Below are 11,336 nucleotides of genomic sequence, written 5' to 3'. Positions count from 1 at the left end.
ATCAGCCGATGCCGCCGATCCAGGTGGCTTGCACGTCGAGAGCCGCATCCAGCAGCACCAGGTCGGCGCGATAACCGGGGGCGATGCGGCCCCGTTCGCCGCCCAGGCCGAGGAACTCCGCCGGGTACTGCGCCGCCATCCGGCAGGCTTCGTCCAGTGGCAGGTGCAGCAATTGCACCGTGTTGCGTACCGCGCTGGCCATGTCCAGCGCGGAGCCGGCCAGCGCGCCGGCGGCATTGCGCACCACGCCGTCCACGGCGGCGATGGTTTCCCCGTACAGGCTGAAGGTGGGGTCGTCGGCGCCGACCATCGGCATCGCGTCGGTGACCAGCAACACCTTGCCGCGCGGCTTGGCGGCCAGCGCCACGCGCAGGCAGGCCGGATGCACGTGCACGCCGTCCACGATGATCCCGCACCAGCTGTCGGCATCGTCCAGTGCCGCGCCCACCGCGCCAGGCTCGCGGCCCTGCAGCGGGGTCATCGCGTTGAACAGGTGGGTGAAGCCGGTGATCCCGGCATCCAGGCCGGCGCGGAGCTCGTCGAAGCTGCCGGCGGTATGCCCGGCGCAGACGATTGCGCCGCGCTCGACCATCGCCCGGATACTGGCGACCGGCACGCGCTCGGGCGCCAGCGTGATCACGGTGATGCCGTTGTCCAGCGCGGTTGCCAGCGCGATGTCATCGGCATCCGGGACGCGGAACTTGCCGGCGTCGTGGGTGCCCTTGCGCGCGGCGGCCAGATACGGTCCTTCCAGATGGATGCCGAGCACGCCGGGGATACCCTGCGCGATGGCGTCCCGGGTGGCGCTGATCGCGCGCCGCATCATCTCCGGCGCATCGCTGATCAGGGTCGGCAGGAAGCCCGTGGTGCCGAACCGGCGGTGCGCGCGGCCGATGGCCGCGATGCCGTCCACCGAGGCGTGGTTGTTGAACAGCACGCCGCCGCCGCCGTTGACCTGGACATCGATGAAACCGGGTGCCAGATAGCCACCCTGCAGGTCGATGTGCCGGCCCGCTGCCGGCGGTGCGCCGTGCAACACGGCGACGATGTGGCCGTCTTCGACCAGCACGCAGGCGTCGCGCTCGAAGCCGCGGTCGGTCAGGACATGGCCGTTGTGGAAGATGCGGGTGGTCATGCGGTGGCGCTCCTGCGGGCCTCCCTCCCTTTCGCGCAGCGAAGGGGAGGGTTGGGGAGGGGTGCTGTTCGGAAGGAATCAAAAACCAACCCCCTCCCAACCTCCCCCTTCGCCTGCGGTGAAAGGGGAGGAGCACAGCATCGCCCCTCCTTACTCATGCAGCGTAGGGGAGGAGAATGGATCACACCGTCTCCGTCACCTTGTTCAGATGCGGCGGCACATCCGGATCGAAGCCGCGCGCCAGCGACAGGGCGTTGGCGGCTGCGTAGAACGCCTGCACGGTGAGGATCGGCGTGCAGGCCGGATGCGGCGAAGGCGGCAGCGGCAGCACGCCGGCACCGGCCGTGCCGGGACGCGCCAGCCAGACGGGCGCGCCGCGTCCGCGAAACTCCCGTGCCACGTCGGCCGTCCCGGCGCCGATGTCATCGTCCTGTGCGAAGACCAGTACCGGGAAGTCGGGGCCGACGATGGCCATCGGCCCATGCTTCACTTCCGCCGATGAAAATGCCTCGGCATGCAGGCCGCAGGTTTCCTTGAATTTCAGCGCGGCTTCCTGCGCCGCGCCCAACCCCAAGCCACGCCCCAGCACGAACAGGTGTCGCGCCAGGCGCAGCCCCGAGGTCAGCGCCGACCAGTCCTGTGCCCAGGCCGCACGCATCGCCTCCGGCAGCGCATCCACCGCCGCCAGCAGCTTGCCGTCGCCGCTCCAGCGCGCGGTGAGCTGCAGCAGCGCGGCCAGCGAGCACAGATAGCTCTTGGTCGCCGCCACGCTGTTTTCGGGGCCGGCGTGCAGCGGCAGCACGGTGTGCGCGAGTCTGGCCAATGGCGAGTCGGCCACGTTCACCAACGCCAGCACATGCGCGCCGGCGGCCTTGGCGATCTCCGCGTTGCGCAGCAGGTCGGGGCTCTTGCCCGACTGCGAAATGGCGACGAACAGCGCACCATCCATCTTCGGCTGCACGGCATACACCGAGCCCACCGAGGGTGAGGCCGACGCGGTGACCAAGCCCAGTTCGGTTTCGAACAGGTATTTGCCATAGGTGGCGGCATGGTCGGAGCTGCCGCGCGCGCAGGTGACGATGAAGCGTGGCGGATGCGTGCGCAGGTGCTCGACGAGGGTGTCGATGATCGGTGCATTGGCGGCGAACTGGCGGGCAACGGCAGCGGCCGCCTCGGCGGCTTCGGCGTGCATCCAGGTGCTGTCGGGGGATGGCATGGGGGGCGATCCGTGGTGATGGGGGTGGGAATGTGGTGCAGGGTGGACGTCAGGCGCCCGGCCGCGGCGGCGCGGTGGAGCCGCGCACCACCAGTTCCGGGCTGAATCCTTCGTTTGCCAGCGCTGAAACCGGCTGGTCGCGGAGGTCTTCCAGCAGGCGTCGGGTGGCGCGGCGCGCGATGTCTTCGGTGGCCTGCTTCGCGGTCGTCAGCGCAGGCCAGCTCTGCTTCGAGAACGGGCTGTCTTCGAAGCCGGCGATGGACAGGTCGTAGGGCACGTTGAGCCCGCCGGAACGCGCCGCCGCCAGCACGCCGGCGGCGATTTCATCGTTGCTGCCGAAGATGGCGGTCGGTCGATTGGGCAGCGCCAGCAAGCGGCGCGCGCCACGGAAGCCGTCGTCGAAACTGTAGTCGCCTTCCACGACCAGCGCCGGGTCGGGCTCGATGCCGTAATCGCGCAGTGCGTCTTCGTAGCCCTTGAAGCGCTCCCACGACGAGCCGTGCGACTTGCCGCCCCACAGGAACCCGACGCGCTGGTGGCCAAGCTGGATCAGGTGCTCGGTGATCGCGTAGGCGGCGTCGCGGTCGTCCACGAAAATGCAGGCGCTGCCATCCTGCGGCGCGCGCGAAGCCGACACGATGCGCACCAGGCGGATGCCGTTGGCGCGCAGCGTATCCACCAGTGCCTGCTGTTCCGACATCGGCGGTGCCAGCACGATGCCGGCCAGCCGCGCGTTGCGCACCAGCGCGATGATGTCGTTGGCGAGGTCCGGCGACGACGCGTCGCAGGGATGGATCTGCAGGCCGTAGCCGGTTTCGCGACACACCGACAACACGCCGTTTTGCATCGCGATGACATAGTACGGATTGGGATTGTCGTACAGCAGCCCAAGCGCGTACGACTGCGCGCTGCGCAGGCTGCGGGCGGAGGGATCCGGCCGGTAGTCCAGGTCGGCGATCGCCTTGCGAACCTGTTCGCGGGTGCGAGCGTGGACGCCGGCTTCATCGTTGATGACGCGCGAAACGGTCTTCAGCGAGACCTCGGCGCGGGCGGCAACGTCCTTGATGGTGGGCTTGCGCACGGTGTTCCCGGGGAAGTGGATTCAGCGCCCCACGCGATGGCCGCGGGTGGCGAAGTACAGGATATACAGGTAACAGGGCACCATCAGCAGCAGGAACACCAGCTGGAAATCCAGCACCTGTTTCAGGTGCACGAAGAGTTGCGGCACGATCGCGCCGCCGGAAATCCCCATGATCAGCAGCGCCGAGCCCTGCTCGGTGTAGCGGCCCAGGCCCTGGATCGCGAGCGGGAAAATCGCCGGCCACATCATTGCGTTGGCAAACCCCAGCGCTGCCACGCACGCCACCGAAGCGATGCCGTGGGTGGCGAACGCGGCCAGCGTGAGTGCCACGCCCAGCACCGCAGACACCGCCAGCCAGCGCTCTTGCGAAACATGTCGCGGGATCAGCGCCAGGCCCACCAGATAGCCGACCAGCATCGCGCCCAGGGTGAAGGAGGTGAAGAATTTCGTTTGATCCAGCGGCAGGCTGAAGCCGGCACCATAGGTGCCGATGGCGTCGCCGGCCATGACCTCGGCGCCCACGTAAACGAAGATGCAAAGCGCGCCCAGCCACACGTGCGGATATTGCAGGAGGCTGGCGCGCGCGGGCTTGCCGTCGGTTTCGCGGTTGGCATCCTCGGCGCGCAGCTCGGGCAGGGGCGAAAACAGGATGCCGGCCGCCAGCAGCGCCAACAGCGCGGCCATCAGCATGTAGGGGTCATGGATGCGTGCGGCGAATGCGTCGAGCAGGTGCTCGCGGGTGCGCGGGTCGGCGGCGTCCACCTGTGCGCTCAAATCGCCCAGGCCGTGCATCACCAGTGCCCCGATCACCAATGGCGCGGCCATGCCCGCCAGCTTGTTGCAGATGCCCATGAGGGCAATGCGCTGGGCCGCGCCCTCGATTGGCCCAAGGATGCTGATGTAGGGGTTGGATGCGGTCTGCAGCAGCGCCAGGCCGGCGCCCATGATGAAGATGCCGACCACCGCACCGGCAAACACGCGGCCCGTGGTGTATTGGCCGAACACCAGTGCGCCGATGGCCATCGCAAACAGCCCCAGTGCCATGCCCTTCTTCATCCCGGTCTTGCGCAGGATGCTGGACGACGGCAGCGCCAGGCAGAAGTAGGAAATGTAGAACGCGAAGGGAATCAGGAAGGCCAGACTGTCGCTGACGTCAAACGCCAGCTTGGCGAACTGGATCAGTGGGCCGTTGAGCCAGGTCACGAAGCCGAAGATGAAGAACAGCGCGCCAACGATGGCGATGGCGCCGTAATGCGGGCGCGGCGCAGCAGCGGTAGACAACGTGGACATGAGGGTCTGGTCTCCGGATCCGGGGCGGTGATGGCCAAATTTTGTATCGCGCGACAATCTGATTGACGCACAGGACAAGAAAAGGTGCAACGGTGTCTTGAAAAGTCAGAACATCTGCGCCGTGTTCCCAGCGTGCCAGCTGTCTGGATAGGCTATTGGGTAGCGCCAATGCTTCGCTGCAGCATGAAAAAAAGGCATTGGCACAGACGGATTCGGCAGCGGACGAATCCGCGAAAGAGTGTTGACAACGATGTCATCCATGTGCAAAGTCGACCTCCTGCACGAGGGGAAGACGGGCATGGGTGAGGGGGCGAGCATGGCGAGCGATGCGATGGCGACTGCGGCCCGGCCGTGGTGCGCGCCGGCGCGCGCGCCTGTGCCCGGCGGCTGCTTCATTGCCGCCGACGTGGGCGGCACCAGTGCCCGGGTCTCGGTGGTGCGTGCCGAGCCCGACGGCGGCATCCGGGTGTTGTCCTGGCGTCGCTATCCCTGCGCCGACTATCCCGGGCTGGGCGAGATCCTGGCCGAGTTCGTGGCCGATCATCCGGCGCGCGAAGGCATCGAGTGCATGGTCATCGCCAGCGCCGGCGTGGTGCTGGACGACGAGGTCATCAATTCCAACCTGCCGTGGCGGATCTCCTTGGCCGAGCTGCGCCGCCAGCTGCATCTGCGCGAGCTGCACGTGGTCAACGATTTTGCCGCCGCCGCGCACGGCAGCGGCCGACTGGCGCCAGCCGATTGCCGCCTGTTGACCCCCGGCGTGGCCGATGGCGAGCCCGGCCCGGCGCTGGTGGTGGGCCCCGGTACCGGCCTGGGTGCGGCCATCTGCATTCCGCACGATGCCGGCGTGGTGGTGCTGCCTACCGAGGCCGGCATGGTCGCGTTCGCGCCCGGTGACGAGCGCGAGATCGACATCCTGCGCTGGTTGCGGCGGCGCGGCCATGCGCACGTTTGCACCGAACACCTGCTGTCCGGCCCTGGCTTGGCGAACATCCATCAGGCGCTGTGCGAGCTGCGCGGCACGCCATTGCAGGCGCCGCTGCAGGCGCCGTCGGCGATTACCCAGGCCGCGCGCCTGGGCGAACCGGTTGCATTGGAAGCCGTGCTGACGTTCTGCGCGCTGTTGGGCAGCGTGATTGGCGACCTCGCGATGATCGCCAGCGCCCGCAGCGTGTATGTCGCCGGGGGGATCGTGCCGCAGATCGCGGACTTCCTGCCGCGCAGCGAATTCCGCGCGCGCCTGACCAACAAGGGCGCGATGCGCGCCGTGCTGGAGCGGGTGCCGGTGCGGTTGGTCGAAAACGAAAGGCTCGGCGTCCTCGGTGCGGCGAGCTGGTACCTGCAACACCTGCAGCAACGTCTTCACCGGGACCAGACCGAACCGCAGCCAGCAACCTGACCCAACAACGCGACCCAACGGCGAAAGACCCGATGAAAGGCGGGGCCGGACGCCACAACAGCCCTGGAGAACCAGCAATGCAAGTCCGCAAGAACGTATTGACGCTCAGTATCGTGGCCGTGCTTGGCATGGCTGGAACTGTCCACGCGCAGGATCAGAAGCCTGCCGACCAGAGAGCCAAGGACCTCGACGCCGTGGTGGTGACCGGTATTCGCGGCGCACAGGAAAAGTCGCTGGACGTGAAGCGCGAAGCCAATTCCCATGTGGAAGTGGTGACCGCCGAGGATGTCGGAAAGCTGCCGGCGCACAACGTCGCCGACACCCTGCAGCGCCTGCCGGGCGTCAACATCAGTTCGTCCAGCGCCGATGAAGGCGGCTTCGACGAAGCCGATCGCGTCAGCCTGCGCGGCACCAGCCCCAGCCTGACCCAGACCCTGATCAACGGTCACACCGTTGGCAGCGCCGACTGGTTCGTGCTCAGCCAGGGCGGCACCGTGGGCCGCAGCGTCAGCTACACCCTGCTGCCATCGGAATTGGTGCGCTCGGTGGAAGTGCACAAGTCATCGGAAGCCAAGCTGCAGGATGGCGGCACCACCGGCACGGTCAACATCATCACCCGCAAGCCGCTGGAGTTCGCCAAGGAGCTCACGCTTGAAGGCAGCGCCGGGTTGGTGCGTTCGGACAATGCCGGTGCCAACGACCCGCAGCTGGCAGCGCTGTTCAACTATCGCAACACCGACAGCACCTTCGGCGTGATGGTGCAGGCGTTCAGGCAAAAGCGTTCGCTGAGCCGCCAGGCCCAGGAAATTCCGGGCGGCTTCTTCCAGATCAGCCCGACCAGCGTGGCGGCGCTCGCGCATCCGGACCTGGCCAATGTGTGGGCCCCTGGCCTGTTGGGCTCCACCTTGTTCGAACAGACCCGCGACCGCACCGGAGGCTTGATCGAGCTGCAGTTCAAGCCGGCCGACAACCTCACCCTCGGTTTGAACGGCTTCAGTTCGAAGCTGAAAGCCGACAACTACAACCGCAACTTCATGCTGTGGGGCGGCAACTTCGCCGCCAGCCAGTCGCCCAATCCGGGGTATGTGGTCAAGGATGGGGTGTTGGTCAGCGCCACCTATGCGGGCGATCCGAACAAGGACTACGCCGTTTACGACATGATCTCGCGCGAGGCCGTGGCCAAGTCCAGCTACGTCACCTTCGATGCCGATTGGCAGATCAACGAGGACTTCAACGCCAGGTTCCAGGCGGGCGCCACCAGCGGTACCGGTTCCACCGAGCGCCAGTTCATCGCCGAAGTGACGCTGGCGCATGGTGGCGGCGCCAGCTGGAACACGCATGGCATTGATGCGCCCGTGGATTGGAGCGTGGGTGGCAACATCACCCCGAGCGGCGTCACCGGTTTCGGCACCTGGGGCAACCAGCAGGTGACGGGCAAGGACAAGGAGCACTGGGTCAATCTTGATTTCAGCCGCTACTTCAATGGCGGCGCGCTCAGCTCGCTGGACTTCGGCGCGCGTTACGCCGACCACACGCGCGAGGCACTGTCGCCGGAGGGCGCCAGCCCAGGCAACATCTGGCCGGCGCTGCAGAACGGTGCTACTGCAGCGTATCCAAGCGATTTTGCCAGCGGGATCGGCGGCAATTTCCCGCGCGATTTGTGGTACTTCACCACCGATGCGATGAAGCAGGCGATCCTGGCCAATTCCACGTGGCTATCGAACAACGACGGCCCCACCGGGCGCCACAATTTCGGAGGTGAATGGAAGGTCGGCGAGAAGAACTTTGCCGCCTACGTGCAGGCCAATTTCGAAGGCGACAGGTGGAGCGGCAACGTCGGCCTGCGCTACGTCAACATCGATCAGGACGTGAACACGTACCAGTCGGTCAGCAATGCCGCCAATGCAGACGTGCAAAGCCTGTTCGGCATGTGGAAGCGGATGTACACGAACAACAAGGTCAGTCGCGTACTGCCAAGCGCCAACCTGAAGTTCAAGCTCACCGATGACCTGTTGTTCCGCTTTGCCGCGTCGCAAACCCAGACCCTGCCCGACTATTCCGCGCTGGGCGCATCCAGCTGGGGCTCGGACCTGAACAAGACTGGCGGCGGCGGCAACCCGCATCTGAAGCCGGTGTTGTCCACCAACTTCGACGCCAGCCTGGAGTGGTACTTCATGCCACGCGGCCTGGTGTCGGTGGCGGCGTACTCGATGAATCTGAAGGATTTCGTGGCCTTCGGCACCGAGACGCAGATGCTGTTCAGCGAGCTGACCCACCAGCTCGAGGCCTATAACGTGGCGGTACCGGTCAACGCCAATGGCAAGGTGACCGGGCTGGAGCTTTCCTACGAGCAGCCGATCGGCGACAACTTCGGCATCAACGCCAACTACACCTATGCCGATGGCAGTGCCGCGCATACCTGGGCCGATGGCAGCCATCACCTGCTGGGCACCTCGAAGAACACCTACAACGTGGGTGCCTATTTCGAGAACGACACCTTCGGTGCACGCGTGAGCTACACCTATCGCTCGGCCTTCCTGATCGGGCTGTCCGGCGCCAATCCCTACTATCAGGACGATTTCGGCACGGTCTCGGCATCGCTCAGCTACAAGGCAACCGACTGGCTGAGCTTCAGCCTGGATGCGCTCAATCTCAACAACCCGACCTACAAGTACTACCAGAATGCAGCGATTCCCACCGCGTTCTACAGCAATGGCCGGCAGTACTACCTCAACGCGCACCTGAAGTTCTGAGCACGACGTTCCAATGGCGTAACCCTCCCCTCGGGGCCCGTTCCGGGCCCCGCTTTTTTGATGGAGGATGCAAGCCTCCAGCGCACAAGGGAATCCACATGAAGACACGTCGCGCGATCTGCCTGCCCGTTGCCGCCGTTGCGCTGTGCCTGTTGACGGCGGCCTGTCGCGGCCCCGTTGGCAGTGCCGGCCTCCAGGCCGCGGCTGCCGCGGATGCGGTCGTGCAACCGCGCCTGTTGCCGCAACCGGCGCAGATGCGGCTGACCGGCGGCAGTTTCGTGGTCAACGCGCACACGCCTTTGCGCGCGGGCGATGGCGCCGCCGTGCGCGCCGTCGGACGGCAGTTCAAGGCCATGCTGGGTGGTGGATTGGCGCTGCCGCTGGATCTGGCCAAGGAGGGCAGCCGCACGGGCAACATCGTGTTCGCGCTTGATGCTTCGCGTGCGTGGGCGTCGCCGGACGCCTACAGCATCGACATCGACGAACGCGGCGTGCGGGTGTACGCCGGCGATGCCAAGGGCCTGTACTACGGCGCGGTGACGCTGGCGCAGCTGCTCACGTCGGGCGGGATGACGGCGCGCAGCGTGCGCCTGCCCGCCTTGCATATCGACGATGCGCCACGGTTTGCCTGGCGCGGGGTGATGCTGGACTCGGCGCGGCACGTCCAGTCGGTGGACGAGATCAAGCGCCTGCTCGACGCGATGGCGCAGCTCAAGCTGGACGTCTTCCATTGGCACCTGACCGACGACCAGGGCTGGCGCTTCCCGGTGCCGGGCTGGCCGAAGCTGACCACGGTGGGCAGCTGCCGCCTGCCCGCGGGCGACGGCGGCATCGATGCGGCCACCGGCAAGCCGGCGCCGTACTGCGGCTTCTACACCGAGGCGCAGATCCGCGAGGTGGTGGCCTATGCCGCCGCGCGCCACATCGACGTCGTGCCGGAGGTGGACATCCCCGGCCACGCCACTGCCGCGATCGCGGCCTACCCGCAATTGGGCGTGTCCGGGCAGCCGCTCGCGGTGTCGAACGAATGGGGCGTCAACGTCAACCTGTTCAACGCCGACGAAGCGACCATGCGCTTCCTCGAGGACGTGCTGGCGCAGGTGGCGCGGCTGTTCCCGGGCACGTTCGTCCACATCGGCGGCGACGAAGCGGTGAAAGACCAGTGGAAGGCATCAAGGAAGATGCAGGCGCGCATCCGCGAACTGGGCGTGGACGGTGAGGAAGGCTTGCAGGCGTGGATGGTGGCGCGCCTGGAGCGCGCGCTGGCCGCACGCGGCAAGCGCCTGCTGGGTTGGGATGAAATCCTGATGGGCGAACTGCCGCCGTCGGCCACGGTGATGTCGTGGCGCGGCATCGAGGGCGGCATCGACGCCGCGAAGAAGGGCCATGACGTGGTGATGAGCCCGTCTGGCGATCTCTACCTGGACTATTTGCAGACCACCTCGGGCGACGAGCCGCCGGGGCGCCCGGCCACCATTTCGCTGGAACAGGTGTATGCGTTCGAGCCGGTGCCGAAGGCGCTGGATGCACGGCAGGCGACGCACATCCTTGGCGTGCAGGCAAACCTGTGGACCGAGCACATGCGCAACGCCGCGCGCGTGCAGCATGCGCTGTTTCCGCGCATCGCCGCGCTGGCGGAAGTGGCATGGTCGCCGCCGGGCAGGCGCGATTACCGGGACTTCCTCACCCGCCTGCCGGCGATGTTGCCGCGCTGGTCGCAGGCGGGGATCGCCTACGCACGCACCCCGTTCCAGCCGCAGCTGGCACCGCTGGCATCGCCGCGCGCGGGCACGGTGGAAGAGGCGATCAGCCAGCCATTGGGCTACGAGGTGCGTTACACCACCGATGGCAACCCACCCAACGCCGGTTCGCCGATCTATGCCAGGCCGCTGCGGCTGGCGTTGCCGGTGACGCTGCAGGCACAGGCGTATTTCAACGGCAGGCCGCTGGCACCGCCGGTCGTCCGCGAGATGACGTCGGCCAGCCTGCTCACCCGCAGCGACGAGGAGCTGGCGATGTGCACCGGCCAGCTGATGCTGCGGCTGGAGGACGACGGCCCGCGCCTCGGTGACCGTGCGATCTTCAACGTGGACATCTTCAATCCCTGCTGGCTGTGGAAGCGGGCGCCGCTGGCCGCCATCGGCGCGGTCGAGGTGCGCGCCGGGCGCATCCCGTATTTCTTCCAGCTCGCCCACGATGAGCCGCACCGCACGTTCAAGCCGGCCAGCACCGCGCACGGCGAACTGGAACTGCACGCAGGCTGCGACGGCCCGCGGCTGGCCAGCCTGCCGATGCCGGCGCAACCTGATCCCGATGGCTTCGTGACCCTGCGCGCACCGCTGCACGACGCGCCTGCCGATGCCGACCTCTGCCTGTGGTTCACCGGCGACACCCGGCCGGCGATGTGGGTGCTGGATCGGTTGACGCTGCTGCCGCGCTGACCGATCACGGGGCCACCGGGA

The 11,336-nt window shown here is 67.0% G+C and carries 7 protein-coding genes; 3 read left to right on the top strand and 4 right to left on the bottom strand.

The features are described from left to right. Position 1: 1 nt before the first annotated feature. The 4 genes from nagA to LIW09_RS12450 all read right to left on the bottom strand — a co-directional run bounded on the left by nagA (position 2) and on the right by LIW09_RS12450 (position 4,722). Entirely contained in the window at positions 2-1,135 is a 1,134-nt protein-coding gene (gene nagA / locus LIW09_RS12465) for an N-acetylglucosamine-6-phosphate deacetylase (RefSeq protein WP_256645918.1), read from the bottom strand. 181 nt (positions 1,136-1,316) lie between these two features. Then, on the bottom strand, positions 1,317-2,351 hold the full coding sequence (locus LIW09_RS12460; protein WP_256645917.1) for an SIS domain-containing protein: 1,035 nt from the start codon (positions 2,349-2,351) through the stop codon (positions 1,317-1,319). A 49-nt stretch (positions 2,352-2,400) separates the two neighbouring features. Further along, on the bottom strand, positions 2,401-3,432 hold the full coding sequence (locus LIW09_RS12455; protein ID WP_256645916.1) for a LacI family DNA-binding transcriptional regulator: 1,032 nt from the start codon (positions 3,430-3,432) through the stop codon (positions 2,401-2,403). A gap of 21 nt (positions 3,433-3,453) precedes the next feature. Continuing rightward, complete coding sequence (locus LIW09_RS12450; RefSeq protein ID WP_256645915.1) at positions 3,454-4,722, bottom strand: sugar MFS transporter; 1,269 nt, start codon at positions 4,720-4,722, stop codon at positions 3,454-3,456. 331 nt (positions 4,723-5,053) lie between these two features. Between LIW09_RS12450 and LIW09_RS12445 the strand changes: the two genes are divergently transcribed. The 3 genes from LIW09_RS12445 to LIW09_RS12435 all read left to right on the top strand — a co-directional run bounded on the left by LIW09_RS12445 (position 5,054) and on the right by LIW09_RS12435 (position 11,315). Beyond that, the gene (locus LIW09_RS12445; protein ID WP_256647245.1) at positions 5,054-6,121 is read left to right on the top strand and encodes a glucokinase; all 1,068 of its coding nucleotides are present in this window, start codon (positions 5,054-5,056) and stop codon (positions 6,119-6,121) included. A 77-nt stretch (positions 6,122-6,198) separates the two neighbouring features. Next, positions 6,199-8,874, top strand: coding sequence for a TonB-dependent receptor (locus LIW09_RS12440; protein WP_256645914.1), 2,676 nt, complete (start codon positions 6,199-6,201; stop codon positions 8,872-8,874). A gap of 98 nt (positions 8,875-8,972) precedes the next feature. Next, positions 8,973-11,315: a beta-N-acetylhexosaminidase gene (locus LIW09_RS12435; protein ID WP_256645913.1), complete on the top strand. Its 2,343-nt coding sequence runs from the start codon at positions 8,973-8,975 to the stop codon at positions 11,313-11,315. Positions 11,316-11,336: the final 21 nt, after the last annotated feature.

This window comes from Thermomonas paludicola (assembly GCF_024498955.1).
Classification (GTDB): domain Bacteria; phylum Pseudomonadota; class Gammaproteobacteria; order Xanthomonadales; family Xanthomonadaceae; genus Thermomonas; species Thermomonas paludicola.
Note: the sequence above shows the minus strand (reverse complement) of the source record. Positions and strands in the feature narration are given on the sequence as shown.

Bases quoted from the DNA above. Each gene is read 5' to 3' on its own strand.
- nagA (WP_256645918.1), bottom strand. From the start codon at position 1,135: ATGACCACCCGCATCTTCCACAACGGCCATGTCCTGACCGACCGCGGC.
- LIW09_RS12460 (WP_256645917.1), bottom strand. From the start codon at position 2,351: ATGCCATCCCCCGACAGCACCTGGATGCACGCCGAAGCCGCCGAGGCG.
- LIW09_RS12450 (WP_256645915.1), bottom strand. From the start codon at position 4,722: ATGTCCACGTTGTCTACCGCTGCTGCGCCGCGCCCGCATTACGGCGCC.
- LIW09_RS12445 (WP_256647245.1), top strand. From the start codon at position 5,054: ATGGCGACTGCGGCCCGGCCGTGGTGCGCGCCGGCGCGCGCGCCTGTG.
- LIW09_RS12440 (WP_256645914.1), top strand. From the start codon at position 6,199: ATGCAAGTCCGCAAGAACGTATTGACGCTCAGTATCGTGGCCGTGCTT.
- LIW09_RS12435 (WP_256645913.1), top strand. From the start codon at position 8,973: ATGAAGACACGTCGCGCGATCTGCCTGCCCGTTGCCGCCGTTGCGCTG.